The organism is Gordonia sp. 852002-50816_SCH5313054-c (assembly GCF_001665925.1).
Taxonomy (GTDB): domain Bacteria; phylum Actinomycetota; class Actinomycetes; order Mycobacteriales; family Mycobacteriaceae; genus Gordonia; species Gordonia jacobaea.
The window spans coordinates 38,791-64,258 of record NZ_LZTE01000037.1; the positions used below are offsets into that span (position 1 = coordinate 38,791).

At 65.3% G+C, this 25,468-nt stretch carries 24 protein-coding genes; 8 read left to right on the plus strand and 16 right to left on the minus strand.

Features of this window, described 5'->3' with window-relative positions; genetic code table 11:
- Nucleotides 1–5: 5 nt before the first annotated feature.
- Both A5788_RS09165 and A5788_RS09170 read right to left on the minus strand, forming a co-directional pair.
- Nucleotides 6–1,157: a PLP-dependent cysteine synthase family protein gene (locus A5788_RS09165; protein WP_049700794.1), complete on the minus strand. Its 1,152-nt coding sequence runs from the start codon at nt 1,155–1,157 to the stop codon at nt 6–8.
- Between the two features lie 37 nt (nt 1,158–1,194).
- Entirely contained in the window at nt 1,195–1,557 is a 363-nt protein-coding gene (locus tag A5788_RS09170) for a DUF4229 domain-containing protein (RefSeq protein WP_082937908.1), read from the minus strand.
- 166 nt (nt 1,558–1,723) lie between these two features.
- On the opposite strand from A5788_RS09170, the gene A5788_RS09175 reads away from it, so the two are divergent.
- From A5788_RS09175 to A5788_RS09185, 3 genes are all read left to right on the plus strand, one after another.
- Nucleotides 1,724–1,945 (plus strand): BldC family transcriptional regulator, encoded by a 222-nt coding sequence (locus A5788_RS09175; protein ID WP_049700793.1) that lies wholly within the window; start codon nt 1,724–1,726, stop codon nt 1,943–1,945.
- Nucleotides 1,946–2,014: 69 nt separating this feature from the next.
- On the plus strand, nt 2,015–2,218 hold the full coding sequence (locus A5788_RS09180) for a hypothetical protein (RefSeq protein ID WP_049700792.1): 204 nt from the start codon (nt 2,015–2,017) through the stop codon (nt 2,216–2,218).
- A 125-nt stretch (nt 2,219–2,343) separates the two neighbouring features.
- Entirely contained in the window at nt 2,344–2,811 is a 468-nt protein-coding gene (locus A5788_RS09185; RefSeq protein ID WP_064866533.1) for a transcriptional regulator, read from the plus strand.
- Between the two features lie 36 nt (nt 2,812–2,847).
- Here the strand turns inward: A5788_RS09185 and ccsB are convergent, their stop codons facing one another.
- The 9 genes from ccsB to A5788_RS09230 all read right to left on the minus strand — a co-directional run bounded on the left by ccsB (nt 2,848) and on the right by A5788_RS09230 (nt 12,662).
- Nucleotides 2,848–3,855 (minus strand): c-type cytochrome biogenesis protein CcsB, encoded by a 1,008-nt coding sequence (gene ccsB / locus A5788_RS09190; protein WP_049700791.1) that lies wholly within the window; start codon nt 3,853–3,855, stop codon nt 2,848–2,850.
- A gap of 46 nt (nt 3,856–3,901) precedes the next feature.
- A complete protein-coding gene (gene resB / locus A5788_RS09195; RefSeq protein ID WP_049700790.1) occupies nt 3,902–5,563 on the minus strand; it encodes a cytochrome c biogenesis protein ResB in 1,662 nt (553 codons plus the stop codon).
- A 13-nt stretch (nt 5,564–5,576) separates the two neighbouring features.
- Nucleotides 5,577–6,356, minus strand: a complete 780-nt coding sequence (locus tag A5788_RS09200) for a cytochrome c biogenesis CcdA family protein (protein ID WP_049700789.1) — start codon at nt 6,354–6,356, stop codon at nt 5,577–5,579.
- Between the two features lie 5 nt (nt 6,357–6,361).
- The gene (locus A5788_RS09205; protein WP_049700788.1) at nt 6,362–6,967 is read right to left on the minus strand and encodes a TlpA family protein disulfide reductase; all 606 of its coding nucleotides are present in this window, start codon (nt 6,965–6,967) and stop codon (nt 6,362–6,364) included.
- Nucleotides 6,968–6,981: 14 nt separating this feature from the next.
- Nucleotides 6,982–7,608 carry a histidine phosphatase family protein gene (locus tag A5788_RS09210; protein ID WP_064866535.1) on the minus strand — a complete coding sequence of 209 codons (627 nt, stop codon included), beginning with the start codon at nt 7,606–7,608 and terminating at the stop codon, nt 6,982–6,984.
- Nucleotides 7,608–8,942: a glutamate-1-semialdehyde 2,1-aminomutase gene (gene hemL, locus A5788_RS09215; protein WP_064866537.1), complete on the minus strand. Its 1,335-nt coding sequence runs from the start codon at nt 8,940–8,942 to the stop codon at nt 7,608–7,610. The genes A5788_RS09210 and hemL overlap by 1 nt, the downstream gene beginning before the upstream one ends.
- 226 nt (nt 8,943–9,168) lie before the next feature.
- Nucleotides 9,169–10,104, minus strand: coding sequence for a type IV toxin-antitoxin system AbiEi family antitoxin domain-containing protein (locus A5788_RS09220; protein ID WP_064866538.1), 936 nt, complete (start codon nt 10,102–10,104; stop codon nt 9,169–9,171).
- A gap of 132 nt (nt 10,105–10,236) precedes the next feature.
- Nucleotides 10,237–11,163, minus strand: a complete 927-nt coding sequence (locus A5788_RS09225; protein ID WP_049700784.1) for an SGNH/GDSL hydrolase family protein — start codon at nt 11,161–11,163, stop codon at nt 10,237–10,239.
- Nucleotides 11,160–12,662, minus strand: coding sequence for a PucR family transcriptional regulator (locus tag A5788_RS09230; protein ID WP_197494496.1), 1,503 nt, complete (start codon nt 12,660–12,662; stop codon nt 11,160–11,162). Before A5788_RS09230 ends, A5788_RS09225 begins: the two co-directional genes overlap by 4 nt.
- A 104-nt stretch (nt 12,663–12,766) precedes the next feature.
- Between A5788_RS09230 and gabT the strand changes: the two genes are divergently transcribed.
- Genes gabT through A5788_RS09245 form a run of 3 tightly spaced genes read left to right on the plus strand, consistent with a single transcriptional unit; the run spans nt 12,767 to nt 17,596 of the window.
- Nucleotides 12,767–14,146 (plus strand): 4-aminobutyrate--2-oxoglutarate transaminase, encoded by a 1,380-nt coding sequence (gene gabT / locus A5788_RS09235; RefSeq protein WP_049700860.1) that lies wholly within the window; start codon nt 12,767–12,769, stop codon nt 14,144–14,146.
- A 35-nt stretch (nt 14,147–14,181) separates the two neighbouring features.
- Nucleotides 14,182–16,152, plus strand: coding sequence for a primary-amine oxidase (locus tag A5788_RS09240; protein ID WP_197494495.1), 1,971 nt, complete (start codon nt 14,182–14,184; stop codon nt 16,150–16,152).
- Nucleotides 16,130–17,596 (plus strand): NAD-dependent succinate-semialdehyde dehydrogenase, encoded by a 1,467-nt coding sequence (locus tag A5788_RS09245; RefSeq protein ID WP_049700782.1) that lies wholly within the window; start codon nt 16,130–16,132, stop codon nt 17,594–17,596. Before A5788_RS09240 ends, A5788_RS09245 begins: the two co-directional genes overlap by 23 nt.
- 146 nt (nt 17,597–17,742) lie before the next feature.
- On the opposite strand, the gene A5788_RS09250 is transcribed toward A5788_RS09245, so the two are convergent.
- Complete coding sequence (locus tag A5788_RS09250) at nt 17,743–18,597, minus strand: endonuclease domain-containing protein (protein WP_231894151.1); 855 nt, start codon at nt 18,595–18,597, stop codon at nt 17,743–17,745.
- A gap of 388 nt (nt 18,598–18,985) precedes the next feature.
- Between A5788_RS09250 and A5788_RS09255 the strand changes: the two genes are divergently transcribed.
- Complete coding sequence (locus A5788_RS09255; RefSeq protein ID WP_049700781.1) at nt 18,986–19,576, plus strand: YdcF family protein; 591 nt, start codon at nt 18,986–18,988, stop codon at nt 19,574–19,576.
- A gap of 82 nt (nt 19,577–19,658) precedes the next feature.
- On the opposite strand, the gene A5788_RS09260 is transcribed toward A5788_RS09255, so the two are convergent.
- The 3 genes from A5788_RS09260 to A5788_RS09270 form a co-directional block, all read right to left on the minus strand.
- On the minus strand, nt 19,659–20,822 hold the full coding sequence (locus tag A5788_RS09260; RefSeq protein WP_049700780.1) for an acyl-CoA dehydrogenase: 1,164 nt from the start codon (nt 20,820–20,822) through the stop codon (nt 19,659–19,661).
- Between the two features lie 122 nt (nt 20,823–20,944).
- Nucleotides 20,945–22,054, minus strand: a complete 1,110-nt coding sequence (locus A5788_RS09265; protein WP_064866540.1) for a GGDEF domain-containing protein — start codon at nt 22,052–22,054, stop codon at nt 20,945–20,947.
- 157 nt (nt 22,055–22,211) lie between these two features.
- Nucleotides 22,212–22,901: a TetR/AcrR family transcriptional regulator gene (locus A5788_RS09270; protein WP_049700857.1), complete on the minus strand. Its 690-nt coding sequence runs from the start codon at nt 22,899–22,901 to the stop codon at nt 22,212–22,214.
- Nucleotides 22,902–23,099: 198 nt separating this feature from the next.
- On the opposite strand from A5788_RS09270, the gene A5788_RS09275 reads away from it, so the two are divergent.
- Nucleotides 23,100–23,675, plus strand: a complete 576-nt coding sequence (locus A5788_RS09275) for a hypothetical protein (RefSeq protein ID WP_231894150.1) — start codon at nt 23,100–23,102, stop codon at nt 23,673–23,675.
- Between the two features lie 13 nt (nt 23,676–23,688).
- Here the strand turns inward: A5788_RS09275 and A5788_RS09280 are convergent, their stop codons facing one another.
- A complete protein-coding gene (locus tag A5788_RS09280) occupies nt 23,689–25,374 on the minus strand; it encodes an AMP-binding protein (RefSeq protein WP_416259122.1) in 1,686 nt (561 codons plus the stop codon).
- Between the last annotated feature and the right edge of the window lie 94 nt (nt 25,375–25,468).

The window sequence follows — 25,468 nt, forward strand, 5'->3', positions numbered from 1 at the left end:
GGCGATCAGCCCGTCCACTCCCCAGTCCGGTAGAACTCGTCTAGAACTGCGGTGGGCGGCGCGAGGTCGAAGCCTTGCGCTGCGACCCAGTCGTCGTCGAAATAGGTTGTGGCGTAACGGTCGCCGGAGTCGCACAGTAGCGAGACAACGCTGCCAGCACGGCGCTGCGCGACCATCTCCGAGATCACCTGCGCGACACCCCACATGTTGGTTCCCGTCGACGCGCCGACGCGACGCCCGAGGCGATCCGACAGATGGCGTGTGGCCGCGATCGACGCGGCGTCGGGTACGCCGATCATGCGGTCGATGACCTGCGACACGAACGACGGCTCGACGCGCGGCCGACCGATGCCCTCGATCCGCGAGCCGGTCTCCGATCGCAGCGATCCGTCGCCGGTCTCGTACGCGGGCAGGAATACCGAGTTCTCCGGGTCGACGACGGCCAGCCACGTCGGATGCCTGCGGTAGCGCAGGTAGCGGCCAAGCGTCGCCGACGTTCCACCCGTACCGGCACCCACCACGATCCACGTGGGCACCGGATGATCCTCGGTGGCCATCTGCGCGAAGATCGACTCCGCGATGTTGTTGTTCCCACGCCAGTCGGTTGCGCGTTCGGCCATCGTGAACTGGTCGATGAAATGTCCGCCGAGTTCGCCCTCGAGCCGCAGCGCCTCGTCGTACACATCCGACGCACGCTCGACGAAGTGGCAGCGACCGCCCTCGCGTTCGATCAGCGCTGTCTTGGCGGGTGACGTTCCCGACGTCATCACGGCGATGAACGGCACCCCGATCAGATGCGCGAAGTACGCCTCGCTGACCGCCGTCGATCCCGATGACGCCTCGATCACCGTGGTGCCCTCGGTGATCCACCCGTTGCAGATCGCATACAGGAACAGCGAACGGGCCAGCCGATGCTTCAGCGAGCCCGTGGGGTGTGTGCTTTCGTCCTTCAGATAGAGGTCGACGCCGACCTCGGTGCCCGGAGCACCGTTGCTTCCGTCGTCGATCCAGCGCGACCATCCCGGAAGCTCGCAGCGCAGCAGGTGCGTATCGGCACTGCGCCGTGCGTCGGCCTCGATCAGTCGCACGGCGTTGTCGGCCCAGCGTCGATCTGTGCGATGGTCGACGGTTCGCGCCGGGTCGAGAGTGGCACTCATCGGATGTTCGGCGGGTCTAGGGGCCGTGGTCTAGGGCTCATTTGCCGTCTGCCCCACGCAGGCGCGTCTGGAGGTCGTCGTGTTTACGACGGCGCTCGGCGTCGACCGCGGCGATCTGGGTGTTGACGCGCACGCGCAGTTTCTTGAACAACACCATGCCCAACGGAAGCGCGATGAGGACACCGAACACCGCGGCTACCAACAGCGGCACGGTGACGCCCGCGAGCGCACCGATTCCCATGATGATCGCGGCCACGACCACCACCAGTAGCAGTCGCGCCACGGTGTAGAGAAGGATCGAGACGAGCAACGTTCCCATGCCCACACGGCTCTGACCTGCGATGTCTGTGTTGTCTGGTTTGTGCGTACCCGCTTGAGTGGGCTCCTGCTTGTCGGTCACATGTTCAGGATACTTGGGTGCATAATCGGTGTTTGCAGGTCACAGGCACCTTTTGACTCTCTTTACCTCGTAATGACGGTTCGAGTACCTGGGCGTTTTGCGTGTATTCATGTCTCAACGCGCAATCACCGCGCGTCTTTGGAAGAGAAACCCGAAGGGGAGAACAATGACCGCTCTCAGCCCTGGTGTAGCCACCGTCATCACCCCCGGCCTCGCAAGCCAGCACACACTGACCCCCGGCCAGGTTGCCGCGATGTTCAACGTGAACCCCAAGACCGTCGCACGGTGGGCGAGCTCGGGCATTCTCGGGTCGATTCGTACCCCCGGCGGCCATCGTCGTTTCCGCGAGGAGGACGTCGTCGCACTTCTCAATCGTCGCGTCGGATAGTCACCACGCGCCGCTGGGCTCACCGATCTCCCACACCGGGGCGCGTACCCTGGTTGATGGGAGGTTGCCATGACGTTTCTTTTGGCCATCGTCGGCTTGGCCGCGATCGGTTTTCTGTTGTGGCGCGCGTTTGGGCCCGCTCTGGCAGAACGACGTGACACGACGACGGGGAGGCCGACGTCTCGCAGCCACGGACCCGTAGGGCCCGACGACGACGCGGATTTCCTTCGCGATCTCGACAGGCGCACGCGAGGACCCAACGACGAACTGTGACGCACCCTGCACCGGGGATGCACGACGCACACCTACATGGTGTGGGTACGATTGCGGTCCGTAGCAGACACAGCGCCAGGGGGAATAGCGTCATCGACATCGACACGTCGGGCGAGTTCTGAATCATGACCACTCGCCCGGGCACGGCTCCCGACGGCGACGACAGTTTCGCCGCCAAACTGGCCGAACTGTTTGAGCATTCTCGCGATGAAGACGGCCGACGGTATACCGGTAAGCGGATCGCGGAGAAAGCCAATCAGCACGGCCACTCGTTGAGCGACGCCTACATTTCGCAGTTGCGCACAGGTAAGGCGCGTACGCCGTCGTTCAAGACAGTGGAGGCCATCGCGAGCGCCTTCGAGGTCAGCGTGACGTACTTCCTCTCAAATCCTTCCGAGGACCTCGACCGTGTGCAGCGGCAGCGCGACTACGTCGAGATGCTCGCCACGACTGAGACTCATCTGTCCGGGGTCGACCTGGCAAGCCTCTGCCCCGACACCATCGACGTCATGATCGATCTGCTCAAAATGGTTCGCGCACAAGCGTTGTCAGAGCGCAGCGCGCGGACAACCGGTGGGCACCGTTCCGCTTAGGCGGGCTACTTCACCGCTTCGCGTAGGCGGGCGCTGTCACAGGCCGGCGTAGGAATGCAGGCCGGAGACGACCAGGTTGATGATGAACAGGTTGAACAGCAGCGCCACGAATCCGGCGACGTTGATCCATGCCGCGGTGCTGTTGCGCCATCCGGCAGTTGCGCGGGCGTGCAGGTATGCGGCGTAGATGATCCACGCGATGAACGAGACGGTTTCTTTCGGGTCCCAGCCCCAGAAGCGGCCCCATGCCGACTCGGCCCAGATGGCGCCGAACACGATTCCCAGCCCGAAGAGCGGGAACCCGAACACCACGCACTTGTAGGCGAGACGGTCGAGTGCCTCTGCGGTCGGGATGTGGGCGACAAGTCGACGCAGTCCGCCGACGACGCCGCCACCGGTCTCGGAGACGTTCTCGGCCGACGCTCCCCAGCGCATCTTGACCAGGTACAGGATGCTGGCGACGCCGGAGACGAGCAGCACACCCGAGCTGATCGAGATGATCGAGACGTGGATGGCCAGCCAGTACGACTTGAGCGCTGGAACGACGGGCGCGGCCTGTGTGTAGAGCCACCGGCCCGCGATGAACATCAGCAGGGTGACCGGGAGCAGCACGAAAGCCAGTAGCGGGCGGTTGATCTGCTTACGCAGGATGACGAGCCCGGCGACCACGCACGCGGCGCAGGTCAGCGAGATGAACTCGTACATGTTGCCCCAGGGGGCGCGGTCGGTGGCGAGTCCGCGGGTGACGATCGACGCGATGTGCGCGATGAGTCCGACGAACACGACCGGATAGGCCATGTTGCCGATCTTCTCCGACAGCGTGCGCGGAGCGGGACCCTCGATCTTGCCGGGGGCGCGCTGCGTCGTCGAACCGCCTCCCGCTGCGACCAGTTCTTTGGCCGCGGTGAGCTTTCGAGAGCGTGCTCCTGCGAGTGCGGCGAGGAACATGAGCATCGCCAGGACGTAGATGGTGATCGCCGTACCGAACAGAAGGTCGGAGTAGCGCGCCAACGTTTCGTCGATCTGGTCTGTTCCGTTACCCATCGCTGGCCCTATCTCTACTGCTGCAGTCTGCTGGAAGCGTCCGCGACTACAGGCGTCGTAGTCTCCTGTTGTCGTCGGTGAGCAGGCCGCGTGCCTGCTCGTCGAAGCCCTCGCCCCAGCCGGCCTGGTCGGTGCGAGCCAGTCCGGCAATCTCTACTACCGTACGTCGTCGGTCGCCGTTGTCCGAGTCGGGCACCAGACGCGCCCAGATCCTGCGTCGTTTGACGATCAGCGAGACCACCAACCCGACCAGCATCACGATCGACGACACGAGCACCCAGGTCTGCGCCGGATCGTGCGAGACCTGGACGGAGATCCAGCGCTTGTAGCCGTCGAAGCTGACCTTGGTGCCGTCGGGAAGGCTCGCGCTCTCGCCGATCTTCAGGTTCGCCTGGGCCTCACGGTTGAGCCTGCCCTGGTGCATCATCGTGGGGTCCAGCGAGTAGGCGTTCTGCGCACGGCCGGTGTCGAGGCCGGTGTCACCACGGTAGATACGGATCGCGACCTGCGGGTCGTTCGGCTCCGGCGACGACGAACTGAGCAGCGTGCCGTCGTAGCTCGCCGTCGGCGCGAAAAGTCCCTCGAGGGCGATCTGATTCTTGCGGCGGGTGTCCTCGTCGGGATACAGGCCAGCCGGGGTGTCGAAGCGGGCAGCGCCCGACGACAGCATGGTCTGCATCACTTCGGGGATGAACAGGGCGGTCTGCGTGCGCTTTTCCCCGTTCGGGAAGGTCACGGTGAAGGTCGGCGCGAAGCCGTTGCCCAGCACGTACACGCGATCGCCCGAGACGCGCAGCGGATCGTTGACGCGCACCGAGCGCTCCTGCCACTGCGACGACGGTGTGCGCGGGTCGGTGGTGTAGCGGATCTTCGCGTCGTACATCGACGGCTGACCGTTGGGAAGGAAGGTCGCGGAGAAGTCGTCGACGCGGATGCAGAACGGTGAGAGGTTGGTGCCGTCGACCAGCGCGCCCGCACGGAACGAGTCGTAGACCGCCGTCGACGTGTTGCACAATCCCTGCTCGCCGTCGGCGACGAGACTGCGCGTGCCCTCATAGCCGTACACCTTGCCCACCGCGATGGACACGAGCAGCGCCAACAGCGCGAAATGGAAGACCAGATTGCCGAATTCGCGCAGGTATCCCTTCTCGGCCGACACTTCGACGCAGCCGTCCGGATATGCCTTCGACGGCTCGCGCACGGTGATCTCGCGTCGCCAGCCACGCAGGTTGCCCGAGATGCGTTCGGCGAGTTCGGCGGGCTCGCCGTCGACCGTCTCGGTGATGTGTCGCGGCATGCGCGACAGATTGCGAGGTGCGGCAACGGGTTTGGCGCGAAGACTCTTGGCGTGCTCGATGATGCGCGGGGTGAGACAACCAACCAGCGAGATGAACAGCAGGACGTAGATGGCCGTGAACCACGCGCTCTTGAAGACGTCGAAGAGCTGGATCTTGTCCATCCACTCCCCGAGCCAGCCGTGGTCGGAGATGTACTGAAGTGTCTTCTGCTCGTTGAGTTCTCGCTGCGGCAGCAGTGCACCGGGGATCGCGGCGAGCGCGAGCAGGAACAACAACACCAACGCGGTACGCATCGACGTGAGGCTGCGCCAGAGGTTGCGCAGCGGCCACAGCACCCGACGCTTGACCCAGTGCGGACGCTGCGGGGCCTGCGGCGCGGGGGTGGACGGTCGGTCGATGGTCTGTGTCATGTTCGCCCTGCTTCTATACCGGAAGCTCGGTGTCGGAGATGAAAGCGTCGCGGACCCACACGATGAACTGGTCCCACAAGCCGGTGACGAGAGCCACTCCGACCGCGATCAGCATGATGCCGCCGACAATCTGGATGAGTCGGGCGTGCGTGCGCAACCAGCCGAGGCTGCGCAGTGCCCACGCGGACGAGAACGCGAGAATGACGAACGGAATGCCGAGGCCTGCGCAGTACGCGATGATCAGCGCGACGCCCTTCGCAGCGGTCGCGCCCTGCGTGCCACTCGCGGTGGCGATGACCGCGGCGAGTGTGGGACCGAGGCACGGGGTCCAGCCGAGCGCGAAGACCGCGCCGAGCAGTGGGGCTCCGACGATGTTGGAGACGTTGCGCGGCGCGAAGCGGAACTCGCGCTGCATCATCGGGACGAGTCCGATGAAGACGAGGCCCATCACGATCGTCACCACCCCGCCGATGCGTTGCAGCACATCATGATTGACGATCACGGTGCTCGTGATACCGAGGACCGTCGCCGTCGCGGCGACGAAGACCACCGTGAAGCCGAGGACGAACAGCGCCGCCGCGATCGCCACCCGTGAACGTCCCCGCTTGGGCGACTCACCGACCGTCACCGCGGGCGCCTCTGCCCCGACGAGGCCTGCGAGGTACGAAAGGTAGCCGGGGACAAGCGGCACCACGCACGGGGACGCGAAGGAGACGAGCCCGGCGATCACGCACGCGGCAAGCGCCAACAGCAGCGGACCGCTGGTGACCGTGTCGGCGAAAGTTTGTCCCATTCCGCTCACGGCTGCTTTCCGGAGTCTTCCGCGGCGATCTTCTTCACCATCGCGTCGAGTTCGTCGGCGCTGACCGTGCGCAGGTAGACCGCGGCCGGACGGTGCTGCCGGTCGAGGACGACGGTCGTCGGGACGACCGAGGTGGGTGTGGTCATCGAGGCGAGCGTCGCGCCATCGAAGTCGTAGATCGAGGGGTACCCGACCTTGCGGTCGGCGACGAAGTCTTTGGCCGACTGTCGGTCGTCGCGCAGGTTGATGCCGACGAAGGCGACGCCGTTGTCCTTGTTCTGGTCGTAGACGGTCTCGAGGTCGTCGGCCTCTGCGCGGCACGGAGCGCACCACGAGCCCCACACGTTGACCACCGTGACCTTGCCCGCGAAGTCCTTGTCGACGTCGATCTGCTTGTCGGTCACGAGGTCGGGGCCGATGAGGTCGGCGATCGGCTTGCGCTCGGATTCGGGGTAGGTGATCGTCGTCTGTCCCCCCGGCGACACGAATTGGAAGGTGTCGCCCTGCGCCACTGCGTCATTACCTCCGCTGCAGCCGCTGAGCAGCACGCCGAGCGCGGTCAGCACGGCGAACAGAGCTGCGGTGAAGGTCTTACTGCGCATGTGTCGAATCCGGCTCATGCCCCGGTGGCGAGCGGGTCGGAATGCCCGGCGGGTTCGGAGTAGATGATGTCGACGAGAGCGTCGTCGTCGTAGATGAGACTGGTCAGCGATGCCAGTGAGCACTGACGACGGCGGGGGTCGTGCCAGAGACGCTGGCCCTCGAGGAAGCGTCGAAGGGTGTAGACGGGCAATTGGTGGCTGACGCAGACGGCCTCGTGGCCGCGAGCGGCGTCGCGCGCCTTGTTGGCGGCCGCGAGCATGCGGTGCGCGAGCTGGATGTAGGGCTCGCCCCACGACGGGGTGAACGGGTCGCGCAGCTTGACCCAGTGTCGGGGCTTGCTCAGCGCGCCGTCGCCGACGGAGACCTTGAGGCCCTCGAAGACGTTCTCGGCCTCGATGAGTTGATCGTTGGTGAAGATCGGCAGTCCGTGTGCTGCGGCGATCGGGGTGGCAGTCTCCTGTGCGCGCTGCAGTGGGGAGGCGAAGACCGCGGTGACGTCGTGGTCGGCGAGCGTGCCCGCGACCTTCTCCGCCTGAGCGCGGCCGGTCGTCGACAGGCGGAATCCGGGCAAACGGCCGTAGAGGATGCCGTCCGGGTTGTGCACCTCTCCGTGGCGCATCATGTGGACGATCGTGTGCATCAGTCGGACTCCCCCGATTGCGTGGCGTGCGCTGCAGCGCGGGCTGCGGCCGGCAGCGCGTCAGCGATTCGACCAAAAGCATCCTCGTCCAGCGCCGCAGAGACAAACCAGGCTTCGAATGCGCTCGGCGGTGCGTACACGCCCGCGTCGAGCAGCGCGTGGAAGAAGGGCGCGAAACGCCAGGTCTCGGTGTTTTTGACCGCGGCGTAGTCGGTGATCGGCGTCGAGGTGTCGGAGGTGAAGAACACACTGAGCAGGTTGCCCGCCATCTGCACCCGGTGGCCGACGCCCGCGTCGGTGAGCGCCTCGGCGAACAGCGCGGCCAGCTTGTTGGCGTTGGCGTCGAGTGCGGTGTAGACGTCGGCGTCGGCGTGGCGGAGCGTCGCGAGTCCTGCGGCGACGGCGACAGGGTTACCGCTGAGCGTGCCCGCCTGATAGACGGGCCCGGTGGGTGCGAGGTTCTCCATGATGTCGGTGCGACCGCCGAACGCCGCAGCGGGCAGTCCGCCGCTCATCACCTTGCCGAAGGTGTAGAGGTCGGCAGCGACGCCTTCGAGGCCGTACCAGCCTGCGGGGCTGACACGGAAACCCGTCATGACCTCGTCGATGATGAAGAGCGCGCCGTGGCGCCTGGTGAGATCGCGCAGGCCGGCGTTGAAACCGTCGACAGGGGCGACCGCGCCCATATTGCCGGCCGCGGCCTCGGTGATCACGGCTGCGATCTCGTCTCCGTAGGTGGCGAACGCTTCGGCCACGGCGTCGAGATTGTTGTAGGGCAGGACGATGGTGTCGTGTGCCGCCGCACCCGTGACGCCGGGCGTCGTCGGCAGGCCGAGCGTCGCGATACCGGAGCCCGCGTCGGCGAGCAGCGCGTCGACGTGACCGTGGTAGCAGCCGGAGAACTTGATGATCTTCGAGCGTCCGGTTGCGCCGCGCGCGAGGCGGATCGCCGACATCGTCGCCTCGGTGCCGGAGTTGACCAAGCGGACACGCTCGACCGGATCGACACGGTCGATGATCTCTTCGGCGAGTTCGATCTCGCCCTCGGTCGGCGCGCCGAAGGAAAGTCCGTGCGCCGCCGTCTTCTGCACGGCCTCCACGACCGCGGGGTGCGCGTGGCCGAGGATCATCGGCCCCCAGGAGGAGACGAGGTCGACGTAGTCGTTGCCGTCGACATCCGTCAGATGACAGCCCTGCGCTGAGGCGATGAATCGCGGAGTGCCGCCGACCGCCGAGAACGCGCGCACGGGCGAATTGACCCCACCGGGCGTCGCATCCTGGGCCCGACGGAACAATTCAGTTGAACGGGCTGCGACCTCAGCGGAACTCCTCACGGCCTACAGTGTTCCAAACCGCAACGATCGGCGACAATTCGCCCTGGTCAGGCCGCGCAGGCACTCGGATAGCGGCTGCATCGCGCGCCGCCGGGTTGGAGAAACTCGCCGGGTCGCGGGCCGCAAACTACGTACACAATCCGGTCGCCAGCGCGAGGCCACGACAATAATTGTCTCGGCGCCCCGCTGACGTCACAGTTGTGTACGGACCCGGTCCTCGCGGGGTTCAGCATCCCGTGAAGTCGGGATCGTCCCAGTAGCCGAGGGCGTGATCGGCGCCGGAGTCGGCCGCCTGGCGCGCCAGCTCGGGCGGCTCGGCCAGCGATTTGAGGTGGTCGCGTCGGCGGATCATCGCGAGAAGCGTGTCGACCACTTCGTCCCACGTGAACATCAGCCGCTTGTACGAGATCCGCCACGGGATGTAGCCGAGACGGTGAGCGGTCTCGTCTCGGACCCGGTCCTTCTCGCGTTGCTCCGACGATTTGTCGTGGTAGGCGACGCTGTCGACCTCGACGATCAGCCTCTTTCCGATCAAGAAGTCGACCCTGCCGATCCCGGGAATCTCCACCTGAGTCTCGAACGCGATCCCCAGCGTGGTCAGGCGGAACCCGAAGATGGACTCGGCCCCGGAGTCGAGGCAGTCGACGCACCGGTCGAGGAGTCGCCGGATTCGGACGGGCATCGACGAGAACAACGCCTGTAGGTCGGTGAACTCGAGCAGCCCCTGATGCAGCACGGAATCGCACGCGGCGACGATGCCCTCTTCGTTGAAGCAACGGACCGCGTACTGCAGCGCCGTGGCCACGTCGTCGAGCGGGTAGACCTCCCGTGACGCCCGTCCGTAGCGAGTACACGCGTGATGTGTGCCGGCAGATCCGCGCACGGCGACGTTTCGACCGCGCACGTGCACGAGGTCGCCGTACGGGGCAACCCACACGCCGTGCAGATCGAGTGCGCTGGCACAGGTGCAGACTCCGCCCGCGCTCACCGCCGAGACGACCGTCGGGTCCGCGAACGAGGAGGCGTACCAGCCTCGACGCAGAAGGCGCAGGTCTCCAGCGTCGACCATTCGCCGTACCTGCGCCTGGCTGAAGTCGCGGCGGGTCAGCTCAGCCCAGGAGAAGACGCCGCGCCACTGGTCGCTGTGCTCGAGTCCGGTCACGAACCACAGCGTCTCGCGCGGATCGCTGCGAATAAGTGGTGAAGCCGGCGAGATGGGCGATGTTGTGGATACGCGGCGGGCTGTGGATTGTTCGATGACGTAAAGGTCGTGTACCGCCAGCCTTCGGTGTGCTCACCGGCCCAGGGCGGCGCCCACCTGGTCGGCGATGGCGCGCTGGCCGTCGACGTTGGGATGCACCTTCACCGGGGCCGACGACCCCACTTGCGGTTCTATCCAGCGCACGCCCTCGGGTTGGCAGGCGTCGTGACCTTCGGAGACCGTCGACATATCGACGAACGTCGCGCCGGTCTCGGTGGCTGCTCGCGCGACCGCGCGGTTGAGCGTCGCCTGCAGGTCGCGGATGTACGCGACGTCGCCCGCGGCAATGCGCATCGTCGGATAGCAGCCGGTCGTATCGGGCAGAATCCACGGATACCCGACGACGACCACGCGCGCGTTCGGGGCGCGGTCGGCAACGGCGTTCAGCGCTTTCACCAGTGCCGGATAGGTGCTCGACTGCACCCTGCGCACAAAGCTGTCGCCATACCGGACGCGACACGGCGCCCCGGTCGGGTCGTCGGCGGCCACCTCACCGCAGTCGGCGATGGTTCCGGAGAAGATATCGCCGTCGTTGCCGCCGATCATGAGCGTCACGATCCGCGTTCTCTCCCCGAGCGCGTCGAGCTGCGGATCGACACCGAAGTATTGCGCCGCAAAGAAATCCGACGTCGTCGCACCCGCGCAACTGACATCGTCGAGTGCAAGCCCCCGTCGCTGCGCAAGCACGTGGGCATAGTTCGACGACGACCGTTGGCACTGCAGCGGCGAATCCTCGACGAGCGGACGCACCCCCGTTCCCGCACTGTAGCTGTCGCCGAGGTTGACATACGCGGCGCTGACGGTTGTTCCGCTGCTACCGGTTGTTCCCGCGCCGTCGGACGTCCCCGCACTCGCGGTCGTCCCGGAACTCTCCGCCGAATTCGAGCCGCCGTCGGTGCACGCCGTCGCCAACAGCAGCGTCGCGACGACCACGAGAAGCCAAGGGCGGCGGGAGTTCACGCGCTCTCGCTCAGCAGTGTCAGCAGCAGTTCGGCGCGAGTGCGGGCGTCGGAAAGGTCGACGGCGAGCATGTCCTCGACCCGCTCGATACGGCCGCGCAATGTATGTCGGTGCACGCCGAGCGCACTCGCCGCGGCACCCCAGTTGCCGTTGGCCTCAAGGTAGGCCAGCAGGCTCTGTTGGAGATGTCCGGCGTTCGCGGCGTCGTATGCGACGAGCGGGGCGATGCGCTCGGTGTAGCTGTCGCGCAACACCTCTCGCACGGTGTCGCTGGCGAGAAGTGAGCGTAGGTCGTAGAGGTCGAGGAGCTGACCCGCAGCTGCCGAACGACACGAGAGGCGGGCCTGTCGTACCGAGTCTGCGACGTCGTCGACCGGAACCGCGGGCCCCAGCCCGCCGCGGACTGTGCCTGTCGCACTGAGTATTCCGAGTAGACCGGTGGCGAATTGGATGTGATCGTCGCCGCGGATCAGGCCGACGAGTTCGTTGCCGCGACGGTGCACGAACACCGGCCGCCACCGGCGCTCGAACTCGACGGCGAGGCGTCGAGCGCCGTGTTGTGCATCGTCGACACTCTCGAAACGGAACACCACCGCGCGTACCCGACCCTCGGGATCGGCTGCCCGAAGCAGCATCTCGCGCGATCGCTCCCCGACGTGGCGGTCCATGGCGAGCGCGAGCACTTCACCCTGCAGTTCGCCGACGTCGCGTCGAACCTCTTGCGGCTTGGCATATTCGATGACGAGCAGCGAGACGGCGTGGCCGATCAGCATGCGGCCGACGTCGTCGAGTGGGCTCGAACCGATGACGCCGAGATGTCCGAAGGTCGTTGCCCCCGAACCGACTCGCGCGACGGTGAGTACCGAGTCGTCAGTCACGCGGACGGCGCCCGCGGATGCGGGGTCGCGCATCACTATCGCGCGAAGCTGCTCGAGTTCAACGGAATTCGCCTGTCCGGGAGCTTCGGCAACCGGGGAGTGCCCGGCGTCGAGCAGGATCACCCGCTGGCCAACCGCATCGGCGAGCTCCCGTACGAGTCCCTTCGACCCCGATACCGTTGCCGCCCTTGTCATGCGAGGTTGCGCACGCGTCGCGGACACCAGCCGCGCCGACCGCTGCGCGGCGATCTGATCGAGGACTGCCCGCGTGATGGCCGAGAACGGTATCGCGAGCGGAACCTCGAACAGCGGGAGACCGAACTCGTCGGCGGCCGCGAGCAGGCCGTCGGGCACCTCGTCGAATCCGAGACCGACACCGAACCCGATCGCGGCGGCACCGACGGCGTTGAGGCTGCGTACGAACTCGCGCTGCGCGGCAGCGTCGTCGGCGTTCAGTCGCATGCCGGTGGTCAACAGCACCTCGCCGCCCTGCAACCAGTCGGCGGTGCTCACGAGTTCGGAGCTCACCGCGCAGTCGAGGTCGCGGTCGAGGCCCTCGGCCCCGGCGCGCAGCGAGAGTTCGAGTCGACGCTGGGCCATCAGCCATCGAACGGTGGTCACCCACCCACCGTAACCGCCGACTGGACATTGTGGCAGTGCGACGCCGAAAGGCTGTACAACTTGTCAGGTCCGCAGGTGGGGGTGGCAGGCGAACACTGGTGTCCATGACCACAGCAACCGACATTGTCTACCGGCTGCCCCAGGAGCGGAAGCTGGTCAGCGAACTGCCCGGCCCACGCTCGATGGAGATCGGGCAGCGCCGACTGGGTGCCGTCGCCGCGGGCGTCGGCTCCAGCGTTCCCGTCTTCGCGGCCGACGCCGACGGCGGAGTGATCGTCGACGTCGACGGCAACTCTCTGATCGACCTCGGCTCCGGCATCGCCGTCACATCCGTCGGCGCGAGCAACTCGGCCGTCGCGGCGGCCGTCGCCGAGCAGGCAGCGCACTTCACGCACACCTGCTTCATGGTGACGCCGTATGAGGGCTACGTGGCCGTCGCCGAGAAGCTCAACGAGATCACCCCGGGCGACTTCGAGAAGCGCACCGTGCTGTTCAACTCGGGCGCCGAGGCCGTCGAGAACGCGGTGAAGATTGCCCGCCTCTCGACACGACGCAACGCTGTCATCGCCTTCGATCACGCCTACCACGGGCGCACCAACCTGACGATGGCGATGACGGCCAAGAGCATGCCGTACAAGCGCAACTTCGGTCCGTTCGCGCCCGAGGTGTACCGGATGCCGATGAGCTATCCGTACCGCGACGAACTCGGCAGCGACGGTGTGGCTGCGGCCAAGCGCGCGATCTCGATGATCGAGAAGCAGGTCGGCGCGGAGACCACCGCCGCGATCGTCATCGAACCGATCCAGGGCGAGGGCGGATTCATCGTTCCGGCACCGGGATTCCTCTCGACGCTTGCCGAGTGGTGCACGATGCACCGCGTGCTGTTCATCGCCGACGAGGTGCAAGCCGGATTCGCCCGTACCGGAACGTGGTTCGCGTGTGAGCAGGAGGGCGTCACGCCCGACCTCATCACGATGGCCAAGGGCATCGCAGGCGGAATGCCCCTGTCTGCGGTGACCGGACGCGCCGACATCATGGACACGGTGCACGGCGGCGGACTCGGCGGCACCTACGGCGGCAACCCCGTTGCGTGCGCTGCGGCGCTGGCAGCCATCGACCAGATGGAATCGCTCGACCTGTGCGGCCGTGCGCGACACATCGAGACCATCATCACCGAAGCACTCTCGGCCACCAAGGACGAACTCGACGGTGCGGGCCTGCCCGTGATCGGCGACATCCGCGGTCGCGGCGCGATGATGGCCGTCGAACTGGTGACGCCCGCTGAAGACGGAACCGCGACTCGCGAACCCAATCCCGACCTCACCGCCGCGGTGGCCAAAGCGGCGCTCGCCCAGGGCGTCGTCGCGTTGACCTGCGGCACCTACGGCAACGTGCTACGTCTGTTGCCACCGCTGGTCATCGGCGACGACCTGCTGCGCGATGGCCTGGCGGTGCTGTGCCAGGCACTCAAGGACAACGCCTGACCTGCTAGTTCGTTGCCAGATCACTAAGGAGAGTCGTGTCCCCGCATCCCCTGGACCAACCGCATCCCCTCGATCCGCTGACCGCCGACGAATTCCGTTCCGTCACAGCCCTACTCGGTAGCGAGCAGGGCGTCGGCGACGGTTGGCGCTATGCGTCAATCGAACTCGCGGAGCCGACCAAGACCGAACTCGCCGCATTCGACGCCGACGGCACGCTTCCGCCGCGTCGAGCGGTGGTCGTCTGCTTCAACACAGGAGAGAACACGACGTACAAGTCGTTCGTGTCGATCTCGGGTGGCAGCGTCGACTCGTTCGAGCTGATTCCCGACGTCCAGGCGAACTTCACCGTCGACGAGTTCGAGGAATGCGACCGCGTCCTGCGCGCGCACCCCGACGTCCAGGCGGCGCTGGCTCGACGCGGGATCACCGATCTGGACGGCGTTTTCATGGATACGTGGACCTATGGTGGCGCGGTCATCCCCGACGAGTACCGCGGTCGACGCCTCGGCTGGTCGGACACCTGGGTGCGCAACAGTGAGGGCTCCAACCCGTATGCGAACCCGGTGTCGGGGCTGCACTGTGTGATCGACGTGAACACGATGGAACTGCTACGCATCGAGGACACCGGCGGATTCGACCAGCCGGAAGTGATGGGCGAGTACGTTCCGCGCCATATCCCACAACGCATTCGGGACACCTTCAACCGGCCCGAGCTCAAGCCACTGGAGATCACCCAGCCCGACGGGCCGTCGTTCACGCTCGACGGCAATCAGCTCACGTGGCAGAAGTGGTCGCTGCGTGTGGGTTTCAACTATCGCGAGGGCATGACCCTGCACACCGTCACCTACGACGACGGCGGGAACGTGCGCAAGATCGCGCATCGTCTCTCCTTCGCCGAGATGGTCGTCCCCTACCGCGATCCGAGCGAAGACCATTACCGCCGTACGGCTTTCGACATCGGCGAGTGGGGCCTCGGCTTCATGACGACGTCGCTCGAGCTGGGTTGTGACTGCCTCGGCGAGATCCGATACCTCGACGCCACACTGCACAACAGTGCGGGCGAGCCGTACACCATCACGAACGCGATCTGCATACACGAGGAAGACAACGCCGTGCTGTGGAAGCACGTCGATCACGACGCGGGCGCAGAGGTGCGTCGTATGCGTCGGTTGACGGTGAGTTTCCATGTCACAGTTGCCAATTACGAGTACCTCGTCTACTGGCGCTTCTATCAAGACGGCAACATCGAGTGCGAGGTACGCGCCACCGGCATCATGGTGACCACACCAATGCCGCCGGGCCTGACGTCGAATCCGCACGGCACGACGGTCGATAACCGCACGTACGCTCCGTTCCACCAGCATTTCCTCGTTGCGCGAATGGATCTCGACATCGACGGGTCCGACAACACGGTCTACGCCAGCGAGACTCTCGTCGAGCCGATGGGCCCCGACAATCCGCTCGGTCTCGGCCTGGTGCAACGGAACACGCCGCTGCTGACCGAGTCGGAAGGCATGCAGGACCCCAACTTCGCGACGCAGAAATCGTGGAAGATCGCCAATCCCAACAAGACAACAGCGTTGGGCCTGAATCCCGCGTACAAGCTGGTTCCGACAGGCGCGTTCCCGGCGATGTTCGACCCCGCGTCGCCGATCTTCCAGCGTGCAACCGTCATGGGACACTCGCTCTGGGTGACCCCGAACCATCCCGACGAGCGTTGGCCCGCAGGCGAATTCGTCAATCAGTCCGAGCGCGACACCGGACTCGGCGAGTGGACCAAGGCAAATCGACCGATCGAGAACACCGACGTCGTGCTGTGGTACACGTTCGGAATCCATCACATCACCCGTCCAGAGGACTGGCCGGTGATGCCGGCCGACACGGTGTCGTTCTGGCTCAAGCCATTCGGCTTCTTCGATCGCAACCCCTCTCTCGACGTCGAGGCGTCGCCCCCGACTCACTGCCATCACGAAGGGAACTCGCATGACCAGCACCCAGGTGCTTGACCCGCAGGCCGTACTCGACGGAATACCTACCGGCCTCTGGATCGACGGCAAGGAGGTCGAGGCCAAGGGCGGCAAGACATTCGACGTCATCAACCCGGCCACCGAGGAGACGCTGACCGCGGTTGCCGACGCCAGCGTCGACGACGCCGTGCACGCACTCGACCGCGCTGTCGCCGTCGCGGATTCATGGGCGGCGACGCCTGCACGCGAGCGTGGCGAGATCCTGCGTAGCGCTTTCGAATTGGTCGCCGACCGGGCCGACAGCCTTGCCATGCTCATGACGCTCGAACTGGGTCGCGCACTGCCGGATAGCCTTTCGGAGACCAAGTACGGCAACGAGTTTCTGCGCTGGTTCGCCGAAGAGGCTGTCCGGATCGACGGTCGCTGCACGCAGTCACCGGCGGGCACCGGTCGAATCCTGGTGAGCCACGGTCCTATTGGACCGTCGCTCGCGATCACGCCGTGGAACTTCCCGCTGGCGATGGGCACGCGCAAAATCGGCCCGGCATTGGCTGCCGGCAATGTCATGCTGGTCAAGCCAGCACACGAGACACCTTTGACCATGCTGGCACTGGCCGAGATCTTCGCCGAAGCAGGACTGCCTGCGGGCGTGTTGTCGGTGCTGCCGACCACTGACGCGCGCGGCGTCGCGTCGGCCATCATCAGCGACGACCGGATCCGTAAGATCAGCTTCACCGGTTCGACGCCGGTGGGTCGAAATCTGATGGCACAGGCCGCAGAGCGGGTGCAGCGGACATCGATGGAACTAGGCGGCAACGCACCGTTCGTCGTATTCGACGACGCCGACATCGACAAGGCTGTCGAAGGCGCGTTTCTCGCGAAGATGCGCAACGGCGGCGAGGCATGCACCGCGGCGAACCGCTTCCTGGTCCAGTCCGGGGTTGCAGAGGAGTTCACCGACAAGTTGATCGAGAAGATGTCGGCGGTACGACTCGGACCCGGCTACGAGGAGGGCGTGACGCTCGGACCGCTCGTCACCGCAGCGCAGCGCGACAAGGTCGCCGCAGCGGTGGAAAGTGCTGTCGCACATGGTGGTCGGGTTCGCCTTGGCGGCAAGGCTCCCGAGGGGAAGGGGTACTTCTACCCCGCGACGGTGATTGATCAGGTCGACGCGTACGCGCCCGTCACCCGCGACGAGATCTTCGGCCCCGTCGCGGTGATCAGCACCTTCGACTCCGAGGACGAGGCGATCGCCGCAGCCAACTCCACCGTGTACGGCCTCGCCGGCTACTTCTTCACCCGCGACCTCGACCGCAGCATGCGCGTCGCGTCGAAGCTCGACGTCGGGATGGTCGGGGTCAACCGCGGCGTGATCTCCGACGTCGCAGCACCCTTCGGCGGCGTGAAGCAGTCGGGCATCGGCCGCGAGGGCGGCTCCGAGGGCATCGACGAGTACCTGACCACGAAGTACGTCGCGCTCTGAGGTCGACTGGGCGGCTCGTCGTGCCGACTGGGCGCCCCAGAGCGTCGACTGGGCGCCCCAGAGCGTCGACTGGGCGCTCCAGACCGTCGACTGGGCGCTCGAGAGCGTCGACCGGGCGCCTCGTCGTGCCGACTGGGCGCTCCGGTCTAGTCGAAATACGCACCTCGCCGGTGAAGCGCCTGTCGGATCTCGGCTAGGACGGCGTACGGGTTGTCGCGGAGCTTGGCCTTGTCGACGTAGATCATCAGCCATCCGTCGTCGTGCAGCCGTGCGCGACGTTCGGCGTCGCGAACCTGCTGACCAGGCCTGGTGTGGTACTCGCCGTCGTACTCGATGCCGATCTTGAGTGCCTCGTATCCCATGTCGATGCGCGCGTAGATCTCCCCTGTTCCGTCGCGAACCTCGATCTGGAGGTCGGGCGCCGGTAGTCCGCCCTCCAGAATGGTCAAGAGCAGCCATGCCTCGGTGGGCGACTCGATTCGGCTGTCGATCAGCGGTATCAGTCGCCGCAGTTGCACCACGTTGCGCCTACCCTTCTGCGTAGCTGTGTACTTTTCCAGCGCGGCGACGTCGAGGTCGGTAGCGCGTGCCAGGGCGTCGAGGTATCCGAGCGCGCGTGACGCGAACCGAATGCGGCCGATGTCGAAGGCCGTCCTGATCGCGCTCGTGACCTTGATTCCGTCGATGGTCACGATGTCTGCAGGGTCGAGGTCGAGGCGATGAGTGACGGATCCCTTCGCGGGTCGGCCGGAGCAGCTCGTGCCGCGGATCAGCTCGATGGTGAAATCCTCGTCGTACCAAACACTTCCGTGCATGATCAGTGCTGCCATGCCAGCGACCACGACGTCGCCCTGAGCCTGCTGCGCAACGGCGACGATTCGTTGTCGAGCCGTCATGAGCGTCGACTTGAGTATGTAGCCGCTGCCACGAAGTCGACGGAACGTCGAGTCGAACTCGCTGGCGCTGATACCGGTGACGCTGAGCGTTGCCCTGCGCTTCACGACCTCAGGCGAATCTACGGGTGATGCATCAAATGGAGTCATGGTGCTTGGACGCAGAGATAGTGCGATTAGATCCATCCGATTTCTGGCGCGTCCAAGTCGACGCCCCCTGGCTACGCCTACTCGGCACGACGCAACGCCCACTCGGCACTCTCAAGCGCCCAGTCGACACTCTCGAGCGCCCACTCGGCACTACGGGACGCCCACTCGGCAATCTCAAGCGCCCACTCGGCACTACGAGACGCCCACTCGACGCTCCCGAGCGCCCACTCGGCACTACGCAACGCGCAGTCGACACGCCCAATCGCAACGTTACATTCGTGAGAATTGTTGCTGAAGTGATCCTTGTGGCCTTTAGCGCGTACAACCTTCTCCGTAGGATGGCCGCATGCGTCTACGAACAGATCTCCGACTGCGTAGCGCCGCGGTGCTGCTGGCCCTGACGACAGCTCTCGCGGGCGGCGCGGTCGCCGCTGCTCCTGCCCACGCCGACATCAACGCGGGCAGCGTAGATCTCGGCAGCTCAGACCTGTTGAGCGCCAACAGTGTGTTCCTGTGGCAGAGTCCGCCGACTCGATACATCGTGGTGCTCGGCGCAAAGCAGGGGGTGTTGGGGCAGCCGCCCGCGATCCTGCAGCAGCGCATGAATGTCGGTGCCCGGCTTGCGCGCACCCATCCCTTCAACCGTGTGATCGTGTCCGGCGGCGACACCTGGTGGCTGCCTGTGTCCGAAGCGCAGTTCATGAACATCGGCCTGATCCATCGCGGGGTCCCGATGTGGCAGATGGTGAACGAGTCGGCGTCGACCTCGACAGTCCAGAACGCCGAGTTCACTGTCCGCATGCTCAAGTCGCTGGGCGCCACCGGAGCGGTGGTCGTCACCAATAACTTCCACATGCCGCGCGCGATGAAGAACTTCCGCGACGCCGCCAAGGCACAGCGCGCCAACCTGCTGTTCCAACCGGCCTACGCAGGCTGACGACACTGATACGACGACGCCCCGCTCACGAACCGAGCGGGGCGTCGTCGTTGATTCTGTTGTAGCCGAACGAGATTGGAGGTCAGCGCAGCAGCGCGCGGCTCATCACGACGCGCTGGATCTGGTTGGTGCCCTCGTAGATCTGCGTGATCTTGGCGTCGCGCATCATGCGCTCGACCGGGAAGTCGCGCGTGTAGCCCGCGCCGCCGAACAGCTGCACGGCGTCGGTGGTGACCTGCATCGCGACATCGGAGGCAAAGCACTTCGATGCCGAGCTGATGAAGCCGAGGTTCTTCTCGCCGCGCTCTGCGCGAGCGGCCGAGGTGTAGACCATCAGGCGCGCTGCCATGATGTTCATCGCCATGTCGGCGATCATGAACTCGACGCCCTGGAACGTGCTGATCGGGCGGTCGAACTGGCGACGCTGCTTTGTGTATTCGATGGCCTGGTCGAGGGCACCCTGTGCGATACCCACGGCTTGCGCGCCGATCGTCGGGCGGGTGTGGTCGAGGGTCTCGAGTGCCGTCTTGAAGCCGGTACCGGGCTCGCCGATGATGCGGTCGGCGGGGATGGTGCAGTCTTCGAAGTACAGCTCCGCGGTGGGCGAACCCTTGATGCCCAGCTTCTTTTCAAGCGGCCCGACCGTGAAACCCGGATCGTCCTTGTGCACCATGAACGCCGAGATTCCGTGAGCACCCATGTCGGGGTCAGTGACCGCCATGACGGTGTACCAGGTGGACTTGCCGCCATTGGTGATCCAACACTTGGTGCCGTTGATGACCCAGTTGTCGCCGTCCTTGCGCGCACGCGTCTTCATCGCCGCTGCGTCAGAACCGGCCTCACGCTCCGACAGGGCGTACGACGCCATGGCTTCGCCGGAGGCAATGGAAGGCAGGACCTGCTGCTTGAGCTCTTCCGATCCGTTGAGGATCAGGCCCATCGTGCCGAGCTTGTTCACCGCCGGGATCAGCGAAGCAGAAGCGTCCACTCGGGCCACCTCTTCGATCACGATGCATGCGGCCACCGAGTCTGCACCCTGGCCCCCGTACTGCTCAGGTACGTGGATCGCGTTGAACCCCGAGGTCGTCAGCGCCTTCAGCGCTTCTTCGGGGAATCGTGAACGCTCGTCTACGTCTGCCGCGTGCGGCTCAATTTCCTTGAGCGCGAGTGCTCGAATCGCCTCGCGGAGCGCGAGATGCTCTTCTGGCAGCTGGAATAGATCGAAATCGGGGTTGGCATACCCCATGAGAGCCTCCTCATTCAGTCAACGATGACATGATTTTAGGATGATGATGCGTTCCCATGAACGCGACACTGAGTGTCATATTACTCGCCCTCCAAGCCCATTGTCGACACTCGGTGCCACCCTTACGTCCATTCGACGCGATCACCGCCCGCGCGCTTCGCGCGGTACATCGCCGCATCCGACGAGCTGAGCGCAGCGCAGAGCACGTCGGCGCTCGACGACACCGTCGATGTCGGCCAGAGCGTCACCAGACACAGCCCGACGCTCGCGCGCACGTCGTACTGCGGCGACGACTGTGCGATCGCTTGCCGTATCAGATCGCCGATCTGCTCCACTCGTGTGAGCGAAGGCTGCGGACACACGACGGCGAATTCCTCCCCGCCGGTCCGAGCCACCAGGGCACGCGGCGAGACGACGTCCCCGATCGCACGTACGACGTCGCAGAGAATTCTGTCTCCGGTGCCGTGGCCGAACGTGTCGTTGATGCGTTTGAAGTTGTCCAGGTCGATGGCGATGAAGATCGCGCGGCGTTCGACTTCGGTGGAGAGATCGCGAATGAGCAGGTCGAATCGGCGCTCGAGACCCCGCCGATTGAGCGCGCGGGTGAGCGGGTCATGGTCGGACTCGGCGGCGTCGTCGCGCAAGACGAGTACCGCCACCTGCTGGCCGAACGGAACGGTGACGATCGTGACCGCCGCGATCATGCAGATGAATAGACCGAGCATCGCGTGATGATCGACGACAACCAGCGCATACAGCACGGAGATGAACACGCCCGCGACAACCAGGATCACCGCCAGATGTCGGACACTGTGGAAAAGCGAGACATACGCGGCCAGTGCCGCATACGCACATGAGCCGACCAACCCGACGAGCGGCATCCCGATCACGAACAGCGAGAGTCCGTACAACATGCACATCGCGTAGACGCGAATGAGAGAGCCCCGACGCGACGGCCAGGACGGAGCGATCAGCCAACTGATCCCGATGATCAGGGCAATCACGTTGTCGGCGACGAGGACCGCTCGTGCGATGGTGGTGTCAGGTCCACCATCGACCGCGAGCAACAGCATTGCGCCGATCGCCACGAGCACAACGCTCATGCCGACGCAGCCGCGCACAAGTGCGCCCATCCCGCTGGATTTGATCGACGCAACCACGGCGTCGTAACCGTCGGGCGCCATCCACGCCCGACGCAGCGCGTGCGAGTACCGCTGAGTCTGAACACTCACGGAGACTCCTCGAAACTGCTCCCCCGGGTGCCGCGCCACCTACAGCACATGGCAGGCAACGCCGACCACGGACCACATCATGGCACTTCAGCGACCATTTCGCGCTTGAATCACTCGCGACCCGCTCGTATTCATCCGATCAGGCGATCGGAGAGTGTCAGGTGCCGGAGTCGGGGATCGTCGAGCCGATCTTTTCGCTGACCGCCCGCGAGATTTCGAGTGCCGACGCGCCTGCGGGGAAGGTGATCACAGCTACCTCGGGTCGTCCGCTGGCACCGAGGGCCATCCGAATCCGTTCGAGGTCTCGACGCAACCGACCGAGCGTCGCGTCCGCGTCGCCGCGGATCATCGACCGCAGCAGGTAGTTGTGCGCCGAGGTGATCGCTGCGGCGAACGCGACGATGTCGACCGGCGACTCGTCGGGTAGCCGACTGCGCAGATACTCCTCGAAAACCCGCTGGTACCGATACGTCGTAACCAACTCGCGCTCGCGCAGAGTCGGCACCTTAGATACGACGTCCATGCGTCGAACCGCCAGGTCACGGGTGTTGTGAAAGTGCGTGAACACCAGCTCGGCTGCTGCGCACACCGCAGTCGGCGGGTCGACGTCGTCGCTGTCGGCGAGTTGCGCGGCCACGTCGGTCAGCAGTTCCTCATGGTCGGCGAAGATCATGTCCTCTTTCGACCGGAACTGTCGAAACAGGGTTCGGCGCGACACGCCCGCGGCGGCCGCGATCTGATCGACCGTCGTCGACTCGTAGCCGTTTTCGCTGAACAGACGGATCGACGCCGCGACGACCTGGGTTCGGAGATCGACCGATCCGCCCGCTGTGTCACTCGGTGCCATGGATTCAGTATCGCTGGTGGCCATCCCGTTGTGCCAACACGCGGCCGTCCGACGTGTGCGAAAGGAACACCGATTGTCCGATGGTCGGCGGAGAACCTCGCGCTTGGTCAGCCGAACGACACCCGGGCCGACGACGGCGTCGACCCGGGTGTTCTCGGCTACATTTTCGACGACCACTCGCCAGTCAGAGGAGATCGCGTGACCGTTCCGTCGTCGCAAGGACCCGACACTTTGCCGTCAATCCCCCGCTTCGACGCGACGACGCCGCCTCCACCCCCGGGTGTGGTGCGCAGCCAGATGATCGCAGGACCCGACATGTCGTCGCGGGCGGCGAAATCCCTGTTGCTCGGTCTGCGCCGTCAGCTCGTCGTCCAGGCTGCTGTCTTCGGCGGGTTCGGCGTTCTGCTCGTCGTCTTCGGTGCGTTCATGGCGGCAAGCGACGACTCGTCGTCCTCGGTACTGATCTATGGCTGCGCACTCCTCGTGCTCACGCTCGCGCTGCCGTTCTTTGCCTACCGTCGGATCATCGCCGTGTGGGCGAGATTCGCTCCTGCGGGCACGCCGATGTCGAGTGAGTTCTCGTTCGATCGCCTCACCCTGACGGCGGGCCCGACGACGAACTCTGTGCACGCGTCGGCAATCACCGGAGTCGCACACCTCGGGACCATGTTCGTGGTGAGGACCCGCCAGTTCGCGACACCCGCCATGGTCTTCCCCGAAGAACTCGTACCGCCTGCCGTCGGCGCCGACCTGCTCGCGCGCTACGCGATGTGATCGGCGGCGCAGGTCAATTCGCGGCGTTCTTGCGTAGCTCGAACTTGAGCACCTTGCCTGTCGACGTGCGCGGCAACTCGTCGGCGAAGATGATGTCGCGTGGAATCTTGTAGCCCGCCAACAGAGTTCGTGCATACTCGATCAACTCGTCGGAGCTCAGCGACCGCCCCTCTTTCAGGAGCACATACGCCCTCGCCCGTTCGCCCCACTTCTCGTCGGGGACACCGACGACCGCGACGTCGAGCACCGCGTCGTGGCTGACGAGCGCTTGTTCGACCTCGATCGTCGAGATGTTCTCGCCGCCCGAGATGATGATGTCCTTGGCTCGATCGCGGAGCTGAATGTAGCCGTCCGGGTGCATGACGCCGAGGTCGCCGGTGTGAAACCATCCACCCTCGAACGCTTGTCGAGTCGCGTCGGGATCTTTGAAGTACCCGGCCATGATGTTGTTGCCGCGCAACACGATCTCACCGATCGTCGAGCCGTCGGCGGGCACGTCGACAAGTGGCACGACGCCGCGCTCGACGACACGCGCGGGTTCTGCCTGAACCATTCCGACACCCTGCAGCGATAGTTTCGCGGCCCTGTCGGCGGGGTCGAGATCGTCCCAGGCTTCCTGGTACTCGCAGATCGTGTACGGGCCATAGCTTTCGGTGAGGCCGTATACGTGGACGACACCGATGTCGAGCGCCGCAAGCGCTGCGATCACCGTCGGAGACGGCGGTGCGCCCGCCGTGGTGATCCGGAGCGGCGCGTCGAGGCGATGCGCGCGTGGCGATCCGGCGATCGTGATGAGAACCGTTGGCGCACCGCACAGATTCGTGACTCCGAGGTCATCGATGGCGTCCCACACCGCGTCTGCGCGCACCAGACGTAGACACACGTGCATCGCCGACGCAGCGGTGACCGCCCAGGGCGTGCACCAGCCGTTGCAGTGGAACATGGGGAGCGTCCACAAATACCTTGTGCTGCCGGTGAATTGGTTGTGGTGCATTTCGCCCAGCGAGTTGAGGTAGGCGCCCCGATGCGTGTACATCACACCCTTGGGCTTGCCCGTCGTCCCCGACGTGTAGTTGATGCTGATGACACGGTCTTCGTCGTCGACAGTCCACGGGAGCGGCGTCGAATCAAGCTCCTCGGCGCCTGCGAGAAAGTCAGCGTACGAGCGAAGTCCACTGATGCCCGACGATTCGACGTCGCTCGGCGTTGGACCGAACTCGAGGTCGGTGATCTCGACGTACGACGTCACGTCAGGAACTTCGTCGGCGATGGAAGCGACGGTGTGTCGGAACTCGGCGTCGAAGAACAGTGTGGTGACGCCGGCGTGATTGAGGATGTAGACGAGTTCGGGGCCTGCAAGGCGTGAGTTGAGTGCGACGAGAACTCCGCCTGCGAGCGGCACCGCGAAGTGCGCGACGAGCAACTCGGGCACGTTGGGTGCCAGGTAGGCGATCCGCTCACCTGGCCTGATCGTCGACTCGAGGACCCGGGCAAGGCGCTGCACCTCGTCGCCGAACTCCGAGTAGGTCGCCGAACGCGCCCCGTAACGGATGGCGGTGCGATCGCCGAACACCTCGACCGAGCGCTGCAGGAAGCGAAGGGGCGTCATTTCCGAGCGATTGGCGGTCCCGGAGTCGATGCGCCCGAATTCGGCGTCGAGTTGCGCGGTGACAGCGACATCGGTTGTCTGTGACGACACAGTGTTCTCCCTGCTTGGCATCGATGACACGCGGGGTGAGGCCCGCGACGTTGACGTGCTCCTACGATATGGACCACACTCGTGTGCACGCCAC

Bases quoted from the DNA above. Each gene is read 5' to 3' on its own strand.
- A5788_RS09165 (WP_049700794.1), bottom strand. From the start codon at position 1,157: ATGAGTGCCACTCTCGACCCGGCGCGAACCGTCGACCATCGCACAGAT.
- A5788_RS09175 (WP_049700793.1), top strand. From the start codon at position 1,724: ATGACCGCTCTCAGCCCTGGTGTAGCCACCGTCATCACCCCCGGCCTC.
- A5788_RS09180 (WP_049700792.1), top strand. From the start codon at position 2,015: ATGACGTTTCTTTTGGCCATCGTCGGCTTGGCCGCGATCGGTTTTCTG.
- A5788_RS09185 (WP_064866533.1), top strand. From the start codon at position 2,344: ATGACCACTCGCCCGGGCACGGCTCCCGACGGCGACGACAGTTTCGCC.
- ccsB (WP_049700791.1), bottom strand. From the start codon at position 3,855: ATGGGTAACGGAACAGACCAGATCGACGAAACGTTGGCGCGCTACTCC.
- resB (WP_049700790.1), bottom strand. From the start codon at position 5,563: ATGACACAGACCATCGACCGACCGTCCACCCCCGCGCCGCAGGCCCCG.
- A5788_RS09200 (WP_049700789.1), bottom strand. From the start codon at position 6,356: ATGGGACAAACTTTCGCCGACACGGTCACCAGCGGTCCGCTGCTGTTG.
- A5788_RS09205 (WP_049700788.1), bottom strand. From the start codon at position 6,967: ATGCGCAGTAAGACCTTCACCGCAGCTCTGTTCGCCGTGCTGACCGCG.
- A5788_RS09210 (WP_064866535.1), bottom strand. From the start codon at position 7,608: ATGCACACGATCGTCCACATGATGCGCCACGGAGAGGTGCACAACCCG.
- gabT (WP_049700860.1), top strand. From the start codon at position 12,767: ATGACCACAGCAACCGACATTGTCTACCGGCTGCCCCAGGAGCGGAAG.
- A5788_RS09245 (WP_049700782.1), top strand. From the start codon at position 16,130: ATGACCAGCACCCAGGTGCTTGACCCGCAGGCCGTACTCGACGGAATA.
- A5788_RS09255 (WP_049700781.1), top strand. From the start codon at position 18,986: ATGCGTCTACGAACAGATCTCCGACTGCGTAGCGCCGCGGTGCTGCTG.
- A5788_RS09260 (WP_049700780.1), bottom strand. From the start codon at position 20,822: ATGGGGTATGCCAACCCCGATTTCGATCTATTCCAGCTGCCAGAAGAG.
- A5788_RS09270 (WP_049700857.1), bottom strand. From the start codon at position 22,901: ATGGCACCGAGTGACACAGCGGGCGGATCGGTCGATCTCCGAACCCAG.